The organism is Pedobacter sp. AW31-3R, from assembly GCF_052180285.1.
GTDB lineage: Bacteria > Bacteroidota > Bacteroidia > Sphingobacteriales > Sphingobacteriaceae > Pedobacter.
The window spans coordinates 4,882,987-4,907,377 of the sequence record NZ_CP197475.1; the positions used below are offsets into that span (position 1 = coordinate 4,882,987).

General features: G+C 39.1%; 12 protein-coding genes. 7 read left to right on the top strand and 5 right to left on the bottom strand.

Annotated elements, in window-relative coordinates; translation table 11 throughout:
• Positions 1 to 403: 403 nt before the first annotated feature.
• Genes ACSBL2_RS20070 through ACSBL2_RS20080 form a run of 3 tightly spaced genes read left to right on the top strand, consistent with a single transcriptional unit; the run spans position 404 to position 12,380 of the window.
• On the top strand, positions 404 to 7,624 hold the full coding sequence (locus tag ACSBL2_RS20070) for an amino acid adenylation domain-containing protein (protein WP_442588338.1): 7,221 nt from the start codon (positions 404 to 406) through the stop codon (positions 7,622 to 7,624).
• 6 nt (positions 7,625 to 7,630) lie between these two features.
• Positions 7,631 to 11,653 (top strand): non-ribosomal peptide synthetase, encoded by a 4,023-nt coding sequence (locus ACSBL2_RS20075; protein WP_442588339.1) that lies wholly within the window; start codon positions 7,631 to 7,633, stop codon positions 11,651 to 11,653.
• The gene (locus ACSBL2_RS20080) at positions 11,646 to 12,380 is read left to right on the top strand and encodes a 4'-phosphopantetheinyl transferase family protein (protein WP_442588340.1); all 735 of its coding nucleotides are present in this window, start codon (positions 11,646 to 11,648) and stop codon (positions 12,378 to 12,380) included. The genes ACSBL2_RS20075 and ACSBL2_RS20080 overlap by 8 nt, the downstream gene beginning before the upstream one ends.
• On the opposite strand, the gene ACSBL2_RS20085 is transcribed toward ACSBL2_RS20080, so the two are convergent.
• Genes ACSBL2_RS20085 through ACSBL2_RS20095 form a run of 3 tightly spaced genes read right to left on the bottom strand, consistent with a single transcriptional unit; the run spans position 12,367 to position 15,957 of the window.
• Positions 12,367 to 13,533, bottom strand: coding sequence for a glycosyltransferase family 2 protein (locus ACSBL2_RS20085; protein ID WP_442588341.1), 1,167 nt, complete (start codon positions 13,531 to 13,533; stop codon positions 12,367 to 12,369). The two genes, ACSBL2_RS20080 and ACSBL2_RS20085, sit on opposite strands and share 14 nt — an antisense overlap.
• Positions 13,534 to 13,539: 6 nt before the next feature.
• On the bottom strand, positions 13,540 to 14,451 hold the full coding sequence (locus ACSBL2_RS20090; RefSeq protein WP_442588342.1) for a glycosyltransferase family 2 protein: 912 nt from the start codon (positions 14,449 to 14,451) through the stop codon (positions 13,540 to 13,542).
• An 18-nt stretch (positions 14,452 to 14,469) separates the two neighbouring features.
• A complete protein-coding gene (locus ACSBL2_RS20095; protein ID WP_442588343.1) occupies positions 14,470 to 15,957 on the bottom strand; it encodes a hypothetical protein in 1,488 nt (495 codons plus the stop codon).
• A 923-nt stretch (positions 15,958 to 16,880) separates the two neighbouring features.
• Between ACSBL2_RS20095 and ACSBL2_RS20100 the strand changes: the two genes are divergently transcribed.
• Entirely contained in the window at positions 16,881 to 18,176 is a 1,296-nt protein-coding gene (locus ACSBL2_RS20100; RefSeq protein ID WP_442588344.1) for a hypothetical protein, read from the top strand.
• Between the two features lie 197 nt (positions 18,177 to 18,373).
• On the opposite strand, the gene ACSBL2_RS20105 is transcribed toward ACSBL2_RS20100, so the two are convergent.
• The gene (locus ACSBL2_RS20105; protein ID WP_442588345.1) at positions 18,374 to 19,210 is read right to left on the bottom strand and encodes a sialate O-acetylesterase; all 837 of its coding nucleotides are present in this window, start codon (positions 19,208 to 19,210) and stop codon (positions 18,374 to 18,376) included.
• A 173-nt stretch (positions 19,211 to 19,383) separates the two neighbouring features.
• Here ACSBL2_RS20105 and ACSBL2_RS20110 point away from each other — a divergent pair, with 173 nt between their 5' ends.
• Entirely contained in the window at positions 19,384 to 20,340 is a 957-nt protein-coding gene (locus tag ACSBL2_RS20110) for a hypothetical protein (RefSeq protein WP_442588346.1), read from the top strand.
• Positions 20,341 to 20,348: 8 nt separating this feature from the next.
• Here ACSBL2_RS20110 and ACSBL2_RS20115 read toward each other — a convergent pair whose 3' ends face one another.
• Positions 20,349 to 21,608 carry a glycosyltransferase gene (locus ACSBL2_RS20115; RefSeq protein WP_442588347.1) on the bottom strand — a complete coding sequence of 420 codons (1,260 nt, stop codon included), beginning with the start codon at positions 21,606 to 21,608 and terminating at the stop codon, positions 20,349 to 20,351.
• A 1,306-nt stretch (positions 21,609 to 22,914) separates the two neighbouring features.
• Between ACSBL2_RS20115 and ACSBL2_RS20120 the strand changes: the two genes are divergently transcribed.
• Both ACSBL2_RS20120 and ACSBL2_RS20125 read left to right on the top strand, forming a co-directional pair.
• Positions 22,915 to 23,322, top strand: coding sequence for a response regulator transcription factor (locus tag ACSBL2_RS20120; RefSeq protein WP_442588348.1), 408 nt, complete (start codon positions 22,915 to 22,917; stop codon positions 23,320 to 23,322).
• A complete protein-coding gene (locus ACSBL2_RS20125) occupies positions 23,323 to 24,387 on the top strand; it encodes a sugar transferase (protein WP_442588349.1) in 1,065 nt (354 codons plus the stop codon).
• The last annotated feature ends 4 nt before the right edge of the window (positions 24,388 to 24,391 follow it).

The following is a 24,391-nucleotide window of genomic DNA, read 5'->3' on the forward strand; positions in this document are numbered from 1 at the left end:
GAAATAATAGCTTAAATAGGTGTAATTAATGATAATAATATAATATATTAAAATCATTAATCAGCTCATTTCGTATGTATAGTTAATTCTCTAAGCCGTATCTATTTACCTTTAAATATTTCCTAATAAATAAAATGAAACCCTCATAAGCCTACCGCTTACAAATAACAATGAATAGCTTATGATAGCTTCATAACCGACAAAAAACAATGATTTACTGATGAAACCCTCATGAGCCTACCGCTTACAAATAACAATAAATAGCTAATGATAGCTTCGTAACCGACAAAAAACAATGATTTACTGATGAAACCCTCATAAGCCTACCGCTTACAAACAGCAAATGAGAATGCTTATGATCGCTTCATCACCTTTAAAAAGAAAATATTCCCTGATGAAAAACATGAATAAGTATAGAGAATACTGGTCAGCACAACTGGCCACCGTATTGCCTATACTTGATTTAGCAGCCGATACCCTCCCGCTAAGGGAAACACAAAACAAACAGGAACCTATTCACAAAAAAATAGATTCACACTTACTTAAAAGATTTCAAACTTTTACAAAAGACCGAAATTCTAGTATGCAGGCCGGAATTCTGGCACTTGTAAACCTCTTGCTTTTCCGCTATACACAACAGGAAGATATTATTGTTGGGAATGCGCATAACGGAATATTGCCCATAAGGACACTGATTAAAAAGGAATTCCCTTTTGACTTTTTACTCGAAAACATACAAGAATCTCTTCATCAGCTTTTCGAAAACACAGGGTACACTTATCAGGATATCCTGAAAGACCTTAAACTTGAGGGTAGTCAGCAGCAGCATCCTTTATTCAAAGTCACTTTTCAATATGATGAAACACCTACGGAAATAGTTGTTCAGGAGTATACATGCCCATTAAGTTTCGCTTTCAATACCTCCACTGAAACCTTAGTTATCACATTTGACGACAGTATCTTTAATGTGGATAAGATCATCGGGATGTCCAATCATTTTGTACAGTTGATGGAGTCAGTCTTAAAAACATCCGGAAATTCGATTGAGCAGCTGGAATTTCTCAGTGATGAGGAAAGGCAACAACAACTTATTAATTTTAATCAAACACAGACACCTTACCCTGAAGAACAAACACTGGTATCCTTGTTTGAACATCAAGTTGAGACCAGGCCGGATGTTACTGCACTCATATTTGAAAAGCGCCAGTTTACATTCAAGGAACTTAATGAAAAAGCCAATCAGCTGGCCCGATATCTGAGAGATAGCTATCCTATTCAAAATGATGATTTAATAGGAATTAAATTAACGAGGAATGAATGGATGGTGATCAGTATACTTGCTGTCCTTAAATCTGGGGCAGCATATGTGCCGATTGACCCGGAATATCCACAGGAGCGTATCGATTATATTGTTACCGACAGCAAGTGCAAGTTGCTTATTGACGAAAATGAGTTAAACTTGTTCAAAAAAAAAGAAATACAATATTCAGGCGGTAACCTTCCGTTGATGAATCAGCCGGGGGATCTTGTATATGTAATTTACACTTCCGGCTCAACAGGAAATCCAAAAGGATGCATGATTGAACATAAAAGCGTCATCAATAGGATTGCCTGGATGTGGGGGCATTATGGATTTAACCATTCAGATGTCATCCTTCAGAAAACCACATTTACATTTGATGTTTCTGTGCCCGAAATTTTTGGTCCACTTTGCTGGGGGGCGACAATGGTGTTGTGCCATAAGGATGATATCGGTTCACCGGAACGTCTTTTAACATTGATCTCCTTACATAAGGTCACCTCTACCCACTTCGTCCCGGTGATGCTGAATGCTTTTATCAATGATTTTGAAGACAATAAATCCCTTGCTGAGCAGATGTCCAGTCTGAGGAGAGTGTTCAGCAGTGGTGAAGCACTTGCAATTCAAACGGTCAAAAACTGGTATAGCCTGCTGAATACACCCTTATTTAACCTTTACGGCCCTACAGAAACTTCAATTGAGGTCACCTATTTCGATACAGACAAAAATGACATTACCATTCCTATTGGAAAACCCATCTGGAATACAAACATATACATTTTAAGCAACAACAGGGATTTACTTCCTGTCGGTGCTATTGGTGAAATCTATATCGGTGGTGCAGGATTATCAAGAGGATATTTGAATAAACCTGAAATGACTGCTGAGCGTTTTATTCCTAATCCCTTTATTTCTGATTCCAGGATTTACAGGAGTGGTGATCTAGGAAGATGGCTGCCCGACGGAAATATTGAATATATCGGAAGAATAGATGAACAGGTAAAAATCAGGGGGTACCGGATTGAACTTGGTGAGATCGAGTCTGCCATCCAAAGCTCCCCGGAAATACAATCTGCTGTGGTCACTGTAAGGGAGAATGCTATTGGAGAAAAGAGACTGCTTGCATACGTCACTACCTATGACCAGGTTTTTCACCCGGCACAGCTGCGCAAATACCTGGAAAAGAAACTGCCAGGATATATGGTTCCTTCTTCATTTGTCAGATTGGAAAGATTTCCTCAAACACCAAGTGGTAAAATAGATAAAAAGGCTTTACCGGCGCCTGAAAGGAAGCGACCAGAGATCACCGTTCTCTATAAAACACCGAAAACGGACATGGAGAAAAAAATAGCTGCACTGTGGGCAACTCTTTTGGAACTTGATGCCATTGGCGTTAATGACAACTTTTTTGAATTGGGAGGCAATTCTCTGCTTGCGTTAAAAAATGTTGCAAAATTACGTTCCCAATATCATTTGATCTTACCTGTGACTAAACTGTATCAATTCCCCACAGTGAGAGAAGTCGTTTCTTATCTCGGGTTCGATAAGACAACAAAACCAAAAACGAAAAAGAAGCAACAGTCAAAGAACGTCGATCAGGCGGTTGCCATTATAGGAATGGCGGCTAAGTTTCCTGGTGCAGACACCATCGACGAACTATGGGAGGTCTTATGTAAGGGTAAGGAAACCATTACATTTTTCAATGATGATGAGCTGCATTCTTCAATATCTTCTGAAAGCAGAAAGGATCCCCATTATGTGAAGGCAAGAGGAATCATCAGAGATGCTGAAATGTTTGATCCGGAATTCTTTGGCCTCAATCCCAAACTTGCCGAACTGATGGATCCGCAACAACGGGTATTCATGGAGTTAAGCAGGGATGTACTGGAAAAGACTGGATACCTTCCGGCTTATTATGATGGAATTACAGGAGTCTTTGCAGGTTCAGGGTACAATACCTATTTTTTTAACAATGTACAGCACCATCCAGAGCTTGTGGATACTATTGGAAGCTTTCAGGTGAATACTGTAAATGAGAAAGATTACATCTCCTCAAGGGCCGCTTACCAGCTGGATTTAAAAGGACCCGCGGTGAGTGTTTTTTCAGCTTGTTCCACCTCCCTACTTGCTGTTGCCCAAGCCGTCGATAGTATACGCAATGGTCAGTGTGATATTGCCATTGCCGGAGCAGCAAGTATTACCTCACCCATTCATAGTGGTCATTACTACCAGGAAGGCGCAATGTTAAGTAAAGACGGACATTGCAGGTCTTTCGATGAAAATGCCACCGGCACTGTATTCAGTGATGGTGCGGGTGTGGTATTACTAAAAAACCTGGCTGCAGCAAAAGCAGATGGAGATACCATATACGCAGTCATCAAAGGCGTTGGTGTAAATAATGACGGAAAGTCCAAAGGCAGCTTTACAGCGCCAAGCACCAGTGGACAGGCGGCCGCTATCACTATGGCAATGGAAGATGCTGGTATCGCCCCCGCGACAATCACCTACATTGAAGCACATGGCACAGGAACACCTTTGGGCGATCCAATTGAAATTGAGGGACTGAAACAGGCATTCGGAGATTTGCAGGAACATTCCTTTTGTGCCATTGGTTCCATAAAAAGCAATATGGGACACCTGACAGCAGCAGCTGGGGTAGCCGGTTTAATAAAAACTGCACTTGCGTTATACTACAAGAAAATTCCGGCTTCTATTAATTTTGAAAAAGCAAATCCGAATATTGACTTTGAAAACTCCCCATTTTATGTAAATACTTCACTAAAATCTTGGGATACCGATGCTGTGAGGAGAGCAGGAGTAAGTTCTTTTGGTGTTGGGGGAACGAATGTACACGTGGTGGTAGAGGAATCTGAGCATGAAATGCCCGTAAATACGGATACAGGCAGAACCAAACAATTAATCACCTGGTCGGCCCATACAAAAGAAAGCCTGGCAGGTTACGCGGCGGCTTTTAAAGAAGTGTTGACATCAGATCGGCAAATCAGTTTGCCTGATGCAGCCTATACCCTGCAAACAACCAGGGAAGAATTTAATCACCGCGGGTTCATCGTTTCAGGATCTGCTGAAGAACTTCTTATTGCGCTCTCAGCGCCGGCACCGGCATCAAGCGTTACAAAACTTATATCACAACCAGAGGAAACCGTATTTCTTTTTCCGGGTCAGGGAGCACAATACCTGAATATGGCCAAAGAATTATATCTGCAGGAAGCCTCTTTTAAGGAACATGTTGATGAATGTGCCGGGATTCTATCGCACTACCTGGATAAAGATATCCGCTCTGTCCTTTATCCTGCAGAGAATATAGTTGATACTGATGAAATCAATGATACAAAATATACACAGCCTGCACTATTCGTGATTGAATATGCACTGGCGAAATTATGGATGAGCTGGGGTATTCAGCCCTCGATACTTTGCGGACACAGTATTGGTGAATATGTAGCCGCTCACCTGGCGGGAGTTTTCTCACTTGAAGATGGACTCAGGCTTATTGCCTGCCGCGGAAGAATGGTAAGCGAGCTGCCTCCGGGGAGTATGCTCAGTGTGCGTACTTCAAGAGAAGAAATTGAGAAAATACTTCCACCTACCCTCTCCCTGGCTGCAGTAAACAGTCCGAAGTTATGTGTTGTTGCCGGAATAGATGAAGATATCAATATCTTTATTTCAGTACTGGAGAGCAGACAAATCTTACATAAAAAACTGGCTACTAGCCATGCCTTTCATTCTTACATGATGGATCCTGTACTGGAAGATTTTGCTGCAGTTGTAAAAAATGTCCAGCTGAATAAACCGCTGAAACCTGTAGTCTCTACAGTTACAGGATCATTCCTGACTGACACAGAAGCGCAGGATCCGGTATACTGGACGGAACACCTGAGAAAAACAGTACAATTCTCGAAGGCCATAGAAACAATCATGGAACTCGACTCCCCTATCTTTATAGAAATGGGGCCTGGAAATACCTGTACGACCCTGGTATGGCAGCATGGCAAAAAAAATGAAATCCATGCTGTCCCCGGTATTATCCGGAAGCAAACAGAGGTAACAGACCAGGAAGCTCCGGGAGCTGATGAGGCGATTCTTCAGGCACTGGGTAAAGTCTGGTTATATGGTTTAACGCCTGATTGGAATGCATTCTATGGTACTCAGCAACGACAGCGTATTGATATTCCCGGGTATATTTACCATAAAAAGAAATGCTGGGTGGAACCACAAATTACAGAGAAAAACAGAATTCTTCAACCCGTTTTGGAAACAGGAAATACAAACATGAGGAAAGACACCTTAATTGAAAAGATAAAAGAGATCCTTGAAAATGCTTCAGGGATAGAAATGGAAGGCCTAACAGCAGATCTTAATTTTATAGAAATTGGACTGGACTCCTTATTGCTTACCCAGGTGGCCATCACATTGAAAAAAGAATTCGGATTGCCTATTACTTTCAGGCAATTAAATGATGAATACGGGACAATTGATGCACTGGCAAATTATATTGATCAAAGTTTAGCTCCTGAGACGGCGGATTCAACCAAAGTAAATCCTATGCCTGCTCAAGCACCGATACAACATCACTCTATAAATTATGGTGCCCCTGCAGATACTGCATTGGGCTTAATTGCACAGCAATTACAACTCTTGGGCAAGCAGGTGGAACTGCTGACCGGAACCAGACAAGAGATAGCTCCTGATCGTACCGGATTCATGCCGGTATCGGTATCAACAGTTCCGCAACACGTTCAACAAAATGATCTTTCAGCCCAGGAACAACTGGAAATAAAGAAGCCATTCGGGGCAATCGCCAGAATAGAAAAAATAACTGCCGGATTACTTCCCCAACAACAGCAATTTTTAGAAGAGCTGACTAAAAATTACAACCAGAAAACAGCTAAAAGTAAAGCCTATACCCAGGAAAACAGGGCACATATGGCAGATCCGAGGGTAGTATCAGGATTTAAACCAGCTACAAAGGAACTTGTTTATTCTATTGTAGTCAATAAATCCCAGGGAGCCAACCTATGGGATATTGATGGCAATAAATATATTGATGCTTTGAATGGTTTTGGGTCCAGTATGCTTGGCTATCAGCCGGAAATCATTAAAGAAGCACTGATTGCCCAGATTGAGAAAGGATATGAAATTGGCCCCCAGCATGAACTCTCCGGAGAAGTGACCAGACTTGTCTGCGAATTTACGGGTTTTGATCGTGCAGGATTATGCAATACAGGGTCTGAAGCAGTACTCGGCTCCATGCGTATTGCCCGTACCGTTACCGGAAAATCATTGATTGTTGCTTTTACAGGATCTTATCATGGTATCATTGATGAAGTTATTGTAAGAGGAACCAAAAAATTAAAAACCTTCCCTGCCGCTCCTGGTATCATGCAGGAAGCTGTAGGGAATATGCTTATTCTGGATTATGGTACAGATGAAGCCTTGCAAATTATCAGGGAAAGAGCAAATGAAATTGCTGCAGTACTTGTAGAACCTGTACAAAGCCGTCGCCCGGACTTCTTTCCCTTAGACTTTCTGAAAGAGCTGAGGGTAATTACTGAAAATGCGGGCAGCGCCTTGATTTTTGATGAGGTCATATCCGGTTTCAGGTTCCATCCAGGTGGTATACAGGGCATGTTTGGTATCAAAGCTGATCTTGCCACCTATGGAAAAGTAGCCGGAGGAGGTATTTCGATCGGCATTATTGCCGGTAAAAGCACTTTTATGGATGCACTGGATGGGGGTCAATGGCAATATGGAGATGCTTCGGTTCCAGAGATAGGAGTTACTTATTTCGCAGGAACATTTGTACGCCACCCACTGGCATTGGCTACCACAAAAGCATCGCTCGGTTACATGAAAACGCAGGGTGCCAGACTTCAGGAGGAACTTAATGAAAAAGGCCGGGTGCTGGCAGAGCAATTAAATGAGATTTGCTTTAAATTAAGCGTCCCTATTGAAATTGTTCATTTCGGCTCTTTATGGAGACTAAAGTTCCTCAAGGACTATGCATATTATGAACTATTGTTTACCTTAATGCGTTACAAAGGCATCCACATATTGGATGGATTCCCATGTTTCCTAACCACTGCACATTCATACAACGATATTCAACGTATTACTGAGGTATTTGAAGAAAGTTTAAAAGAATTGAAAAACGTTAATTTTATCCCTGAACAGGATAAGAAAGAAATAGACTTTAATTTCCCTCCCGTTCCCGGCGCAAGATTAGGAAAAGATAATGAAGGAAATCCAGCATGGTTTATAGCGGATAAGAACAATACAGGCAAATACCTGCAGATTACAAATTAAAAAAGAATGTCCCAATATACTTTAACACCTGTCGATTATGATCCATTTGATGATCCAAAGGAGATAGCGTCTGTTATTTTTACAAATGAACCTCAGAAGGAGATTTGGATATCCTGTATTCTGGGCGGTTCAGAAGCAAGTCTGGCATACAATGAATCTGTTTCACTGGATTTTAACGGCAGATGGAATAACCAGTATTTCATGGCCAGTTTGCAGGAAGTTATTTCGCGCCATGAGATTCTGCGTGCTACGGTAAGCGCAAATGGAGAGAACCTTATCATTTACAGGAACTTTCCAAACCATACTGTTGTAGCCGATATTTCTGCCGCTGAGGATAAGCAGGTCATACTTGAAAATTTCATATCTGAAGAGATGCAACGGGAATTTGATTTTGAAAATGGCCCGCTTTTCAGGTTTTTCATCCATAAACTCAGTGAGACAAATTTTCTTTTCACTATTGTCGTACACCATATTATTGCTGACGGATGGTCTTTGGGCGTAATCCTGGAAGATTTAAGTAAGCTCTACAATGCAAAAACAGAAGGCAGGACAGCAGCACTGGAAGCTGCTCCTCAGATCAGTAGCTATGCCAAAGAACAGGCAGATTTTGCCACAACTGCTGCCTTTCAAAAAACCAAAAAGTTTTGGCTTGACATGTACAGGGATACCGTTCCCGTACTCAATTTGCCCCTAGATTATCCCAGAAGGGCCTTAAGAACCTACAAGGCAAACCGCATAGATTATAAGCTCCCCATGCAGCTTATTGAAAAATTGAAGCTAGGGGGTGCTAAAGCAGGTTGCAGCCTGGTAAATACGCTGTTGGCTGCATTTGAGATTTTTCTGTACCAGCAAACAAATCAGCGTGATCTGGTCATTGGACTGCCGGCGGCAGGACAGGCTACCTCCGGTAACCTGGGACTTGTGGGGCATTGTGTAAATTTATTGCCTATAAGAAGTACCATCAACCCGCAACTTAGCTTTGTTGACTTCCTGAAAAACCGAAAAAAAGCCTTTTTTGATGCTTACGATAATCAGAATTTCACCTATGGTCAATTACTTCAACTGTTAAATATCAAACGAGATAGCTCCAGGGTTCCCCTGGTGCCGGTGGTATTTAATATTGATATGGGTATGGACAGTGATGTTGCCTTCAATGAGCTTGATTTTAAGCTGATTTCCAATGCGAGGCAGTATGAAACATTTGAAATCTTTTTGAATGTTACCGGATCAGCCTCTGAATTCATTCTCGAATGGTCCTACAACACTCAACTCTTTAAGAAAGAAAGAATAGAAAAAATGTCGGCTTCATTTGACCTGCTCATCCAGTCTATCGTTGCCGATCCTTCTGTTACAATAAAAGAGCTATCCGCCATAAATAATGATATCCTGCTCAAAAAACTTGAACCATGGAATAATACAGCATATCATTATCCCCGGAATTGCAATCTTGCCAGCCTGATCAACCAGGCTGCATTGAAATTCCCGCATAAAAATGCATTGGTATTAAACAACAAAACACTCAGTTACGGGCAATTGATCCAATCCTCCAACCAACTCTGTTCCTGGTTGAAAGAGAAAGGCATAAAAGGAGGAGACATTGTAGGGTTATCAGCCAAACGTTCGATAGAAATGGTTGTTTCTATGTTAGCAATCATAAAAAGTGGTGCTGCTTATCTGCCCTTAGATCCTGAATATCCCCATGAACGTCTGCACTACATGATAGAACAGTCTGATGCCAGAATGATATTGGTATCCAAGGCATATTCCGGCAGTTTCCACTCAGGCATAACGGAGGTAGTCATAGAAGACCTGTGGCCCAGCCTGGTCAGTTATTCTTCAGATACGCATGATGCAGCGGTGTTAGATACGGATCTGCTCTATGTCCTGTTTACTTCCGGTTCTACTGGTAAACCTAAAGGGGTAAAGATCTCTCACCAAAATATGATCAACTTCCTGGTCAGTATGCAACATGAACCCGGGATTAAAAGCAGTGACCGCGTACTGGCCATCACAACAATATCTTTTGATATTTCAGGCCTGGAAATTTATCTCCCCTTAATTGCTGGGGCAGAATTGGTTATTTGTGAAACAGATACCGCCAGGGATGGGCGTCTGCTGCTCGAGAGCATTGATCATCATCAGATCACTTTCATGCAGGCCACCCCACCTACCTGGAGAATGCTGCTGGATTCAGGCTGGACTAAAAAATACCCACTTAAAGTATTGTGTGGCGGTGAAGCATTTCCTGAAGATGTCGCCAGCCGGCTACTAGAAAAAACCAGTGAGGTATGGAATATGTACGGCCCTACCGAAACCACGGTATGGTCCACAGTAAAACGTATTTCCAGTACCGACGACCCGATCACCATAGGCACACCTATATATAATACAAAGACCTATATTGTAAATGAGAACTTTCAACTGGTAGCTCCCGGCAATCCGGGAGAATTACTCATCGGTGGAGACGGACTTTCAAGCGGATATATTAACCAGCCCGAGCTTACTTCAGAACGGTTTGTAGATGATCCTTACCATTCCCTGCGGGGTCATCAGTTGTATAGAACAGGGGATTTAGCTGCCTATACAGAAAATGGGGAAATCATCCTATATGGCAGGATCGATCAACAGGTAAAAATCAGGGGCCACAGGATTGAGCTGGGAGAGATAGAAGCACAATTGCTTTCACTGAAAGAGGTAAAACAGGCAGTAGTTGTTGTAAGGGAAGATAGCCCGGGCAATAAGCGCATGGTGGCCTATGTTATCCTTAAACAGGAACATGCTGCTATACATGAGCATGTTGAAAAAGTTCTTGCTAAACAGGTGACGGACCACTGGAAAAAACTGCTCAGACTTCAGCTTCCTGACTACATGATCCCTTCAGCTTTTGTGGTATTAAAAGACTTTCCCTTAACACCTAATTATAAAATTGATAAGAAAGCATTACCGCCACCAGAACAGGAAGAAATCACGAGGGAAAAGTCAACCTATACTTCTAGAAACGAAAAACTGATTGCTGACATTTGGGCCGAAGTCCTTAAGTTGAAAAATATTGGGGCCTCAGATGATTTCTTTGAATTGGGCGGCCACTCCCTCCTTGCCGTAAAAGTAATGGCGGCTATTGAAAAAACATTTGGGAAACGACTTCCGCTGGCTACACTTTTTGAAAATTCTACAATAGAAAAATTAGCCGGGAAAATTGAAGCCGAACGGGAAGAGAAATGGAATGTATTGGTACCGATCAAAACATCCGGCAACAAAAATCCGGCATTCATGATTCATGGCGGAGGCCTGAATGTGCTCCTTTACCAATCGATCAGCAAATTAATGGATGAAGACCAGCCAGTTTACGGATTGCAGGCACTGGGATTAAATAAAACAACCCAGCTTAAATATTCCATGGAAGAAATTGCCGCAGCCTATGTAGCAGAAATTACAGAAGTAAACCCGAATGATTCTTATTGTTTGGTTGGGTACTCTTTAGGGGGATTAATTGCTTTTGAGATGGCGAAACAGTTGCTTACCATGGGAAAGAAAATACATTTCCTTGGTGTAATTGACACTTATACGGGCAATATAAAAACAGTTGGCGGCAATGGAGACAAGAGCAAAATACTGAGACAACTTCATAAAATACCGTTCATCATCAGGTCATTTATAGCATACCCTATGGATACATTGAGGTATCAGACTGAATTCTTTATGGATAAGATAAAAAACATGTTCTCTGATGAGATAAAATCTGACAATGAATACCTGAGCAAAGCTGAAGAGGAAATATACAAAAGTTACCATATTGCACACGAAAATTTTGTGATGTCACCCGCCGATGTTAAAGTAAGCCTGTTTAAAGCAAAAAAGCGTCTCTATTATCTTGATGATCCCATACACCTGGGATGGGATAAATTCGCAGGACGAGGGGTGGATATTTATGTCATGCCCGGCGATCATGAAACTTTTATGAAACCTCCGCTGAATAAGGGTTTTGCTAAAGCGTTGCAATCTGCAATTGATAAAAGTGTACATGACTGACAAGAATAATCCATTGCTTAAAGATATTCCACATACGATCTACCGGAATGAAGTTCTTTCTGCTGCAGACCTCCTTCAAACTGTACATTTATTCAGGATAGATGTACTTCCATGTTACCAGGAACCCGCAATAGTGAAGGTAGTATCTGCAGAGGAATTGAAGAAAGCAGACAAGTTTATCAGGATTGAAGATAAACGAGTTTATTTAGTCAGCCGCTATATGCTCAGGTGTTTGCTTGCCCGGTATATTCCCCAGTCACCCGAAAAAATACAGTTCAGTAGTATGGGCAATGGAAAACCTATATTACAGAAAGAGAATATACATTTCAATGTTAGCCATACAAAGAAGTATGTACTTATTGGCTTGTGTGCTTCTGTACTCGGTGTCGATATGGAGTACACAGATCATCATTTTGATTATTTAACAGTCATGGACCATTGTTTTAATGATCAGGAAAAGGTCTATATACTCGACTCCAGCACGCCTTTAGCCAATTTTTATACCTTATGGACACGAAAAGAAGCACTATTGAAAGCTACAGGAGAAGGATTAACAGATCAGCTGAATCAGGTTTCCTGTTTGGATACTCTTCAGAACAGGAAAGGTTACCTTCTGAAAACAGAGAGTTTTCTTTCAGGAGAAGATCATGTGATCAGTGTAAGCGCAGATCCTTCCATCCAGCAGACCAGATTCTGGCATTTAAACACTTTTCCTACTTTCTTTTAGATTTTTCCCAGGCGGCACTCTGATTTTTTTTGTAATACCTTACAATTCCTGCCAGCACCGCATAATTCATTATGCAGAAATAATAGGGAATGAATAAGGCTTTTACCCGTATATTCCTGCTTTCAAAATAAAATCCGGCGATACTTAATACATAAAACAGGCATTGCAAAACAAATATTACCTTGTAGAACAGGCTGTCCATACCAAAAGCGAGAAAGCCATTCAGGATGAAAACAATAATCAATAAAAATGGAGTGACCGTCCACCGCAACACCCTGTGACTAATGTACTGGAATGTGAATAAGGGATGGTTGAATGGGTTAGCCGATTTTTTTAACCGGAGAACGGACTGAATCCCGCCAGCTGCAATTCTTATTTTGCGCTTAAGCTCTTCCCTGACATCAGCTGACGCCGTTTCCATAGCATATGCATTAGGCTCATAGGCAATAATATAACCCTTCTCAGCAATACGCATGGCAATCATATGGTCATCAATAATTGTATCAGATTCTACAGGAACATACAAGGCGGTCCTTATACTGAACAACTCACCTGCTGCCCCCACTCCGGAATACAGCTCATAATCCCATTTTTTAAGGAGAGATTCATATTTCCAGTAAAATCCCTCACCTGCGGAACTGGCATCTGCAGTTTCTTCGACAAGAATTCTCTTTTCTCCTGCAACACAACCTACTTTAGGATTCTGATAGTGTTTGACAAGCTCAATAATAGCCTCCTGATTTAAAAATGTATTGGCATCTGTAAACACAGTTATTTCATGCTGAATGTAGGGAATAGCCCTCTTTATAGCTGCCATTTTACCTCCACGCAGATCTTCATGCAGGAGAAGCACTTCGTTATAAGGTCTGATCCGGTCAGGTGTCGCATCTGACGAACCGTCGGTGATAAAAATGACCTGAATTTTATCTTTCGGATAATTTAACGACAATGTATTCGCAATTTTTTCCTCAATAATGTCTTCTTCATTATAAGCAGCCACAAGGATGGTTACTGTCGGCAGCGGCTCACCGGTTTTAAACACGTAAGGCTTACTAAAAAACCTTTTTATTTTTACCAGCAGAAATAAAAGAAATCCATAGCCTACAAAAGTGTAAACGACAAGAAAAATGCTTATCCAAAATATGATGATCATTGACACTTAAATTTTAAAACCTAAATTTTTACTGTTTGTTGAATGGCTAAAGTTCCAGAAAACTCCTTTAAAAACCCATTTAATTAAATCTTTCCTCCCTTTTTTCCAATAGATATAGATCTGTTTAGTACATGCAAAAAGGATAAAGTAACAACTAAAAGCAATGGTATTTAAATAGCCAGTATTTCTGCGGATGAATAACATCCTGTTCCTTGTCATAAAGTAGGTTTTTATCATACTTTCTTTACCGACACTCATTGACTCCTTATGGTATACTTTTGTACTTCCGTTAAACCAGATTTTTTTGCCTGATCTTTTAAATTTCTCACACCAGTCAAACTCTTCATAATACAGAAAAAACTGCTCTTCCATAAGTCCAATCACACGCAGGTCTTCAGCTCTGCACATCATTGCCGCGCCATGACAGAATGCCGTTTCCCCTTCGACATGGTCATATTGCCCGCGGTTAACTTCCATACTTCCCACACCACTGTTACGGCAGGTCAGGTAATTCATCTCAGTAAATCCCGCATACTGAATAATATCAGGCTGATCGTAAAACAGCAGCAGCGGTGAAACAATTCCGATCCCGGGATTATTTTCCAGGACATTGCTGAGTGTAGCAATCAGGTTCCCGGAAATTTCCGTATCATTATTTAACAACAACAGAAAATCGCCTTTAGCCGCCTTGATGCCAAGATTGTTCCCTCCGGCAAATCCGAGATTTTTCGAAGAACTGATATAGACCAGTTCAGGATAAACGGCAAGAAAAGAAGCACTATGATCTTCCTTACATCCGTTATCTACCAGGATGACTTCAACATGGTCATTCTTTGAATTGATCTTTACTGATTCAAGAAACGCAAGCGTTACTTCAGGCTGGTTATAATTGACCGAAACAATTGAGGTTAATTTCATGATTTGCAGTAAATTATATTACAAAGCCTCCACAAAAACCGGCGTTTCCGTGACTTCCAATTTCAATATGCCTTTATCGGTATCAAAATCTTTGGAAGTCATCTCATCCGAACCAGGCTGAAGGTAATGAACCCGGGCTTTTTTCGCCTTTTTTAAATCAAGCTCATAATTTTCTTTCCTGTTCTTTTGGTCCGGTACCATCAAAACATACATTGTTTTATCCCTGTAGGTATATACGTCAACAAGAGGATCACTGTTAATCGTGTTATCGTAAATATATTCTCCCATTAGTGCTGTGGTCTGATACAGATAATCTGCGGATGGCCTTCTCTTCCCATTACCTAACAGACCTGATGTTCCAAAAGGATAATCAGATTTAGTACCAGGAGCATCAGTATCATAGGCAATGTAAAAAAATACTCTGTCCAGCCCATGTCTTGCATACATCAAAGCTGTACGTAAAATCCAGTCCGCCTGGGTAATCATTATTGATTTGCCTTCTATAGGTATCGCTCCCTGGATACTTTCTTCCCTAAGGTCGTAACCTGTTTCCGTATTCCATACCTGGATATTTTTTCCGAGTTGTGCCGCATAGCTGACAAAACCATCAGCAATTTCCCCCAGATCCGTTAATTCCGGAGCCACTCCGGATTGTCTTTTAATTTTCAGCTTCTTAAACCAACTGGTATTGTCATTTGAGTAATAATGGAAGTTAATCACGTCAAAACACAAATCTATGCTACCGTCTGCTTTGTAGCCTCTATTTTCCTTGCACCATTGCACAATCTCTTTTACATAATTGATATCAGGCCTGGCAATCCCTCCCATTACTACCTTGATATTCGGATCGGCCGTTTTAGCTCCAGCATTTTTACCCATTTTGCCTTTATTTCCATCATAAAATGCAGATAAATTCGCTGCATATTCTCTGGCCGACTGCTGTGCATATTTACCCTTCCACCATTTGTCAGGCTCATTGGCACATTCAACATATTTAATCAGATTTAAACCCACTTTAGCCTGATTTACCTGGTCGCCCGTCCATCTTGGTGTACGGTTAAGTACCATATCTGCAGTGTCAATTTTTTTATTGGAACCGTAGCGTGCTACATATTGATAAATAGCTTTTGACAGCTCCATATAGGATGCAGGATCTTCCCTGTTTAAGTTATAGGCGACCTGGCTGTTATCAGTATCACGATGCCCCTGTGGATAGGTGTTGAAAAGCCAATCCGGAGAATTTTTGATACAAAACAACATTTCAATACCTTCCATCTTGGCCCTTGCGTACATTGCATCGTAATACCAGCCACCTCTCGTTGTCGGACTAAATGAATAAATTCCCTTTTTATCTTCAATTTTTTCCCAGTCAACATAATGCCTTACCCCTGAAAAGGTCTTCATCAATTCCAGTTTTGGTTCATATATTTTGGAATGGTCATTGGGGTTATTCGGATCCTGTAGAAAATCCCACTCAAAGGCATTCACGCCAAAGAGATTTTTCATTTTTATTTTTTTATACTTCAATTTATTCTCTGCCACTGTTTTTTCCTCTGTTTGGCATGAAACTGAAAAAGAACACATTAAAAGTAACAATAAGTAACTGTAAAGAGAGAATTTATTCATAATGATAAAATTTGGAATTCGTTAAGCTAATATAAGATAAGAAAACTCATTGTCAATGACCAGACAGAATTTTAAGAAGAATAATGAGCGCAAAATTATGGCCCAAAACAGCGCACATTTTATTTGATTCACGATTGCAATTCGAATCTTTTAATTTGAATACGATACGGCGTGAATCTCCGGTCTCCCCTACTGGGTTATACGATAATTCATTTATTAGACGATCCTTATTTCCTGTTGCATTTGGCCAAAAACAAAACCACCTGGACATTCCAAAGATATTAAAAAGGTTTGATACACTTCTTTTGGTTATTGAAAACCACAACCCGGTGTACTTTTTTAACCTGATTAAGTGGAGACTTAAGTGTGATTTAAATTAAGCAGGTTGGGTGTGCTGCCTAAAAAAACGAATATCCCTTCTATTCAATGGTTTACCATAGAAAATCATGCTTCTAACCAGTAAGAATGCAGATTAAAACAAATTTCAATAACGAGCAGGATGCATAAAAATTATTCTTCACATGTAACTTTTATAACGACATAAAAAAAGCAGGAATATAAACCATCGCAATACCGGCTTAAAAAAAGCATAATGGGAATCATTTTCCACACTTTTACACGCTTTTATCAAAAAATACCACACTTTTCCCCAATTATTTTTGCAGTTGATCTTTTTTTGATTATCATTGATTATTAATAAAAAGCATACCGATTATTGATTTGGGCCTGGAAAACACCAGCAAAAAAGAACAAAAACCTATCATTTAAAGAAAAGAAAACACACCACTTTATCACACAAGGAAATGACTAGAAAAATCAAATTATCAGCTCTCACCCTTCTCCTTTCAGCATTCTTTCTGATTTCTTGTAAGAAAGGCGAAATTTTCCCCGAGATTCCGACAACAGTAACGCCTGCACCCACTACACCCGCAAAAGACACTGTAGTTACGCCAACTAAGCCTGTGTATTACGGAAGAACACTTGCTGTGGGTACTGGATCAGGAAATCTTGTCATTGATGGTTCAACATTAGGTGTTAAATGCAATGATTTAATCAGGGTAAAAGGAGGAAAATACAGTAGCATCACGATCAGGAATATCAATGTAGGATGTGATGTAACCATTCAGAATGATGGTCTGGTAGAAGTGGTAGGCAATGGAGACCATATACTCCTATCAAATGTAGCTAACCTTACGCTATCAGGTAATGGGACTGAAGGTATAGAAAAAGGGTTTGTTTCAAGAGATGATCCGCAGCACAGGGCTTTAATTATCACAGGTGCAGCTCAAAATTTAACGGTACAATATTTCAGTTTTAAAAATATCGGCGACTATGTTGTTTACTTCAACAATTCAAATGGCATATATGATGGCAGTGCCAAGTCGTTTTCAGAAAACATCAAATTCCTTAATATTGACTGCAGCAACACAGGTACTTTTCTTCAGATGGAAGGAAGCGTAGAAGGCGGAACCATAAAAGGCCTGGTTAGAAATATTGAAATTGCCTACCTTAATTTTAAAAATTCAAATTGTGGGCATATTGTACTGATACAGAATGCAGATGGGTACAACATCCACCACAATACGGTAACGGATATCAATTCAACAAATGACAATCACAATGGCATTTTTACTGTTAAAGGCAGCGGTTCATTTCACCATAACCTGATCAGGAACCACGAAGGAAATGCAATAAGGGCCTGGGTAAGAAGTTTTGGGACTACGCCAAAAGACGTACTGATCTACAACAATACCGTAGTCAATTCAAGAAGGTATTCAGGATTTGAAGCTCAGGCTTTCGACAATGAGATGATTGCAGGCAAAACAACTTATGCCAATGTAAAGGTGTATAACAATATCTGCGGAGACCTCAATACCGCAAAATACTGGGTAGGTGTAGTCGTTGATGTATATGATCTTAAAGGTGGAAGATGTGAAGTTTACAACAATAAAGGATTCAACTTTGCTGCACCAAGCCCTAAAAGTTTCTTTGTGAATATGCAGGGAAATGTTTCGGTTACGGAAACTAACAACGCTTACTTTGCTTCTGCTTCTGCTGCAGGTATATCAGATATAAACACGCTTCAGATACAACAGTAAACGAACATTCAACACGCAGATTTTCTATATAACAAAAGAGGGTGCATCATAAAAAATTGATACACCCTCTTTTTTATTGCTCATATTCCTATTCTGCCTGCGGGAACATTTTCGCTATTCAATTCCCGAATACTCCCTTTGAATAATGAAAAATCCTATTTTATTTATTGATACAGCAGGACAAAAACAATACCTAACTATTGGTCTGCCTTGATTTTCTGGTACCATTCATAAGCGAGTTTATTAAGCCCTTTCACCGTAAAATGAACATCCTGCTGACGGTAATAAGCAAGATTTAAAGAATCCGTATTCGGTCCGTGCTTAACCCCTTTCAACTCTGCTATCACTTCATACTGCGCACCGGTAATTTCAGGACTGATACCAAAAGGATTTTCATTATTCACAGGGAAATAACTCGTTATTGAGGCAAAAAATGTTGCCTGCGGCTGCTGTTCATGAATCATACTGATCACTTGCTTTAACCGTTGTTTATATTGTTCCTTAGTGGTCTTATCTACATTATCTGTCTCTCCCTGATCCCACAAAACATGCGTCAGCTTGATATTATCCTTCTTTAAATAGGCCAGTGTTTCCAGCAATTTTTCTTTACAGTCGCCCTCAGCCCAACATTGTACAGAGGTACTTCCGATCGCGCAGGGGACAATAATCACTTTTTTATACAGCCCACTGTCAATCAATTGGTCGGCTACACGCGTCCATACGCTGCAGCCAGGGCCATTTGCCCCCAGAATAGGTTCCTTTGCCATATATAAATCGCCTTTATAATAATTATATACAGGGTTTTTACACACATAGGTACCATCACCAAAATTTGCTGCATTGGATTGACCTATTGTCAGGCAAACCATGACCCGATCAGACTTTACGATTTCATTTTTGTCTTTCAGGGCCGGCCTGAAATGCCAGTAATCCCTGATAAACTGGGCATTGATTAGATATTCCCGGTTTCGGTTGGCAATAATTCCAAGAACTACTCCAAAACCAAGGATGAGAACGTATTTTAGTTTATTCATAAAAATTAGGGTATATTGAACATATGAACTTAAAAGTAGAATATTATTGATTCATTTCTATTTTTATTTAAAAAAAACACCAAAATTTTGAAAGTTTAAAAATTGCTTTTTATACCTCATTTTCTTTGACTATATTGTACGATCAATTTGATAATGCACTCTTTGTAAAATATATGCGCTCCAAGACAGCAAACAAATTCCTTAGTTTAATTACATTTTTAAAGCATCCCAGGGTACCGAAAGAATTACGTTATTTTTACAGGGATACGTACGAATGTGAATTAACTCAACTCAAATACATCAGCAAGGACTATTTAGAAAGAAAAGAATATAAAGAAATAAGTTTTAATGGCGAATTTGCACCTGAACTTCAATTCGTTTTACCTTTTGCGTACTGGCATTACAAAAATGGGACACTGAAAAGCACCCGTGCAGCCAAATACACTAAAGAACTGTACTTCTTCTCCCCTGATCACGTTGAATCTTTTGACAACAGGACAAATGAAGGAAACTATAACTTCGAAATGCCACGAATTCTGTACAGTCAGGATTATAACATGAGCAAATGGAAAGCTGTCCCATTGAAAGAACATTATTCAAACGACATCTACAAATATGATAAACCCATCCTGATTATAGCCAACAGATACAATATGGAATGGGATGGCCCTCCTATCAGTTTCTATAGCCTGGAACAATTGGATTACATGATCACCAATTTGAAAAAAGATTATACCATTATTTACAATCGTCCAAGACCAGAACATATTACTGAGGATAACAGTCAGATTTATGATTTAAAGGAATTCGACTGGCTTCAGCGTGAACATCCTGAAGTATTATTAATGGAAGATTTATACAAAGAAAACAAAGGCAATGCAAATAACTTTAACCATTTACAACTGATGGTATATGCAAATGCAAATTACTTTGTTTCTGTTCACGGAGGTACTGCGGCATTAGCCAGTTATTTTGGTGGAGTAAACCTGATTATTTCTAAAAAAGGGCCGGAACATCACTTTAAATGTTATCAGAAACTTTATCCAAAACTTTCCGGCGCGCATATTCTTCATGCGAAAACTGACAACGAAGTCATCAGTTATATCGAGAAGTATTATATTAAAAAATAATTCAGTACTTAATTATTCACCAAGAAATTAAGATTAGCTTTTTCGCCTATAACACTTGATTGAATTACAGGATTTAAGTGTAAACCGATAATTTCAGAGATCTGCTCAGATCTCTGCTCCCAGGTATTTTCCTTAGCCAGTGCTTTTCTCTCTTCGATCTTCACCTCACTGTCATTCAGCAAAGCTGAATTGATTGCCCTGCTAAAAGAACTGGCATCACCGCAATATTCCACACTATTCCTGGTAAAATCTTTCAGGTCTTCATTAAAATCTGAAGCTACCACCGGTTTACCCGCGCTCATATATTCAAAAAGTTTTATAGGAAATATAGTATTGCTTACCTCATCTTTTTTAAATGGAATAATAGCCACATCAAAACTTTTTATCATTTGCGGAACCTCATCGTAAGGAACGGAACCTATCACATGTACATTCGGATAACTCTTGAATGAATCCGGCAAAAAACCTTCACTGACAGGCCCGGCAAGAACAAAAGATTTATCCGGATGGGCTAAGATAACTTTTTCTAAAAGGTCATAGTTAATCCGACGCTCAATTGTCCCCAGATAACCTATAATAGGCTTTTTGAGTCCAGCGACCCTTTCATGATCAGGAAGACCGGCAGCCAGGGACAATTGTCCTACAGTCGAATCTGTTGCATTCGGAACAAAATAGGTATTGCTGTTCGCGAGTTTTTTCTCGTTATACAGGGCCTTACTTGTACAGATCACCAAATCACTATCTTTCAACAGCTGTGTTTCGGATATTAAACCATGCTTTTTATCATAAGGCACAATTATTGGATCTACACAATGATAAATCTTCAGGGAAGGATTTAATCCTTTTACGACTTCAGGATAATGAAAATTAAATGAATTGATATAAATAAAATCTTTGATCCCTTGTTTCTTGAAAATATGCTTTAGTCGCGAGGCGATCAATTGTTCATTGATCTTTAGTAAAAACCTAAAAATCCTGCCTTCAGGCAAAAAATTAATGGGTAACACAGGAGGAGTGATGACAATCTTTAAATTGGGAAGATCCGTATCCATTAATCCATCAGAAGAAAGAGAAAATTTACCCTCCCTGTCTTTTAATTTATCCGTTCTTTTATAATCAAAATAATCCTTCATTGTGAAGGGATAATCAATAAAGAAGACCTTATTATATTTTGATAAATTCCGCGCAATAAATAACGAGGTAGCCTGAATAGGGCTATCATAACGGGTGTTTCCTAAAAAGACAATTACTTTATTTTTTAAAATCATAAAAATAGTATTAGCATCTACCTTCGTATCCTGGAGAGATCAGCAACAACTTGTTGATGCTGAAATCAATAAGACAAGAAAATATCAGATAAAATTATAAAGCACAATTTTTTATTCAATTAAGCTTCTTCAGTTCTTTATTATCCCGATCCAATTAAACATAAGTCTGGAAACACAAATTATCCTCAGTAAAACTAAGAATAGATTATAATTTAATCAAATTATAATCTATTTATCTTACTATAAAATATAGGCTCTCATTACGCCTTTTAGTAATTCTTTTCAGCAGATAAACTTTGCAATACACAAATACATTTATTTTAAATCATATACATTCAAGATAATACGATAAGGGTACAACCTGACGCAAATAAAAAAACACTCAAGTTCTACAAATGCCAGAATATATAGCAATAATAAAAACGAATACTATGCCATAATCTACTTCCGCTCCTGATAGGCATTTAAAGCCCGTATTTTTAAACTTATAGACTTAATTAAGCATTCAACGAAACAGACATCAGCGAATTTCATCCCTGTTTCGGGAAATTAATTACCCATCAACAGGGCAGACCTTACAACTTGCCTTCATAAAAATAACTTGTCATTAACAGGGGGATCCATGTTCAGATACCTTTAAATCCCTGCTTTCCGAATCAGGCTTACACCGGGTCCTAAACATCCAACATAACAACCAAAAGAATAGCGAATTAATCCATTTAGCAACACATTTTCGACCAGTAAAGGGAGATTAATGCTGACTCAGAAACAACGTCTCAGGATTGCTTTTTAGCAGTATTTATACCCACATTTAAGTATTTTTTATACTGAATTATCTATAAATGGCAAAATATTTGAAAGATGTCTATGTATTTTCATTTAACTCTTTTAAGATAAATAATTCATTATACATAAAAAAAAAACACTGATAAAATAATAGCAAATACAAAATAAACCCGGAGGCATAGACCTCACAAACAACATTCTGCCACATCAATTAACCACAAAAAAAACCAACACCCTAACGGAGAAAAAAAATGAAAAATAAAAAATAACAAAAGAACAGATATAAACTATTAAATAAACAGGCCTTTATATATGATTTCAAGATAAATAAGAAAAAAATCAGTGCGTCTTAACAATTTATTAAAACCCCAGTCTCTGAAAAACCGTATTTATATGATATGTTATGTAATTTGTCTTTTTATTGATATATATTTGAAGTATAAAGCGGATCATCTTATATATTTAATAAGCTATACCAAAGTAATTTTTTAACATACACATTTAAATTTCGCCTGTAATAATGGATACTGCCTCATTACAAAAAAAACAAATTTTGATAGTTGATGATGAGCCTAGCATCTTAAAATTGCTTCATTTCATTTTATCAAAAGATTATGAAATTCATGCTTCTGAAAGTGGTTACAAAGCACATTTATGGCTGGAGGATGCTAATTTCCCTGACATTATCATCCTGGATCTCCACATGCCACATTTTGATGGCACCTCTTTCCTGAAAAGTATAAAAATCAGTGGCTTTTATAAGGATATTCCAGTGATTATATTATCAGCGGCAGATGATTTGGATAACATCGTCGCTCAGATTCCTTTTAAAGTTGAAAATTACTTTCCTAAACCATTCAATCCAGAAGCACTTAAAAATGCTATTGCAAAAGTCTTGGAAGCTCATACAAATACCTACGTTAACTAAATGGAGAACAATTACAAAGGACTAAGATTAGTATATAGTGGAAAGGGATTGTCAGCTCAGGATTCAGTTCAGCTGAGCAATGAATATGATGTCATCAATGTGGGAGACTTCTCAAACCTGGAAGCATATTTAAATACCCAATCTCTTTTTTCTACACCGGATGTCATTATGATTGAAATCAATGATGGTGAAGACGCTGTATTTTCATTGTTAGACAAAATCAAAACCAATCCTTTGACAAGCGGTTTGATTATCATTTTAATTGGAAACCAGCCGGATGCCAGATTAAGGAGGCGTGCGATCAAGGCGAAAATACACGATCTTTATTTCTCACCTTATCTGATCTCTGACATTAAAGACAGACTGAAGTTCCTGATTAAGTTCAAGCTGATCAAACCAAAAATTGAGCAGCTGGCAATCATTAAAAAAGATAGGGAATATAAGATACCTACACCCAAAAGGATTTTCGATATCGTCTCTGCAGGTGGTATTCTTCTTGCTCTTTCCCCGATATTATTACTCATCGCAATATTGATCCGCCTGGATTCTAAAGGGGGGATTATTTATAAAAGCAAAAGAGTGGGTACAGGTTATAAGATATTCGATTTTTATAAATTCAGATCGATGAGGTCAGGTGCAGATAAAGAATTAAAAGACCTGTCGTCACTAAACCAATATAAAAATGATGGTAGCGGGGCAAATGCTTTTGTAAAAATCAAGAATGATCCAAGGGTTACAAAACTTGGTAATTTTTTAAGGAATACCAGTCTGGACGAATTACCTCAATTGTTTAACGTATTAAAAGGGGATATGTCACTGGTGGGTAACCGCCCACTCCCACTTTACGAAGCAGAGATGTTGACTTCAAATGAATGGTCCATGCGTTTTCTTGGCCCTTCTGGTCTTACCGGCTTATGGCAAATCAAAAAAAGAGGAAAAGGAGAAATGTCAGATACGGAAAGAAAGAAGTTGGATAACTACTATGCTGAAAATTATTCTGTATGGTTTGATGTTAAAATTATTCTGGGTACTTTTCCTGCCCTTTTCCAAAAAGAGAAAGTATAATCTA

Bases quoted from the DNA above. Each gene is read 5' to 3' on its own strand.
- ACSBL2_RS20115 (WP_442588347.1), bottom strand. From the start codon at position 21,608: ATGATTTTAAAAAATAAAGTAATTGTCTTTTTAGGAAACACCCGTTAT.
- ACSBL2_RS20125 (WP_442588349.1), top strand. From the start codon at position 23,323: ATGGAGAACAATTACAAAGGACTAAGATTAGTATATAGTGGAAAGGGA.
- ACSBL2_RS20085 (WP_442588341.1), bottom strand. From the start codon at position 13,533: ATGATCATCATATTTTGGATAAGCATTTTTCTTGTCGTTTACACTTTT.
- ACSBL2_RS20075 (WP_442588339.1), top strand. From the start codon at position 7,631: ATGTCCCAATATACTTTAACACCTGTCGATTATGATCCATTTGATGAT.
- ACSBL2_RS20080 (WP_442588340.1), top strand. From the start codon at position 11,646: ATGACTGACAAGAATAATCCATTGCTTAAAGATATTCCACATACGATC.
- ACSBL2_RS20090 (WP_442588342.1), bottom strand. From the start codon at position 14,451: ATGAAATTAACCTCAATTGTTTCGGTCAATTATAACCAGCCTGAAGTA.
- ACSBL2_RS20110 (WP_442588346.1), top strand. From the start codon at position 19,384: ATGCGCTCCAAGACAGCAAACAAATTCCTTAGTTTAATTACATTTTTA.
- ACSBL2_RS20070 (WP_442588338.1), top strand. From the start codon at position 404: ATGAATAAGTATAGAGAATACTGGTCAGCACAACTGGCCACCGTATTG.
- ACSBL2_RS20120 (WP_442588348.1), top strand. From the start codon at position 22,915: ATGGATACTGCCTCATTACAAAAAAAACAAATTTTGATAGTTGATGAT.
- ACSBL2_RS20105 (WP_442588345.1), bottom strand. From the start codon at position 19,210: ATGAATAAACTAAAATACGTTCTCATCCTTGGTTTTGGAGTAGTTCTT.
- ACSBL2_RS20100 (WP_442588344.1), top strand. From the start codon at position 16,881: ATGACTAGAAAAATCAAATTATCAGCTCTCACCCTTCTCCTTTCAGCA.
- ACSBL2_RS20095 (WP_442588343.1), bottom strand. From the start codon at position 15,957: ATGAAAAATCTCTTTGGCGTGAATGCCTTTGAGTGGGATTTTCTACAG.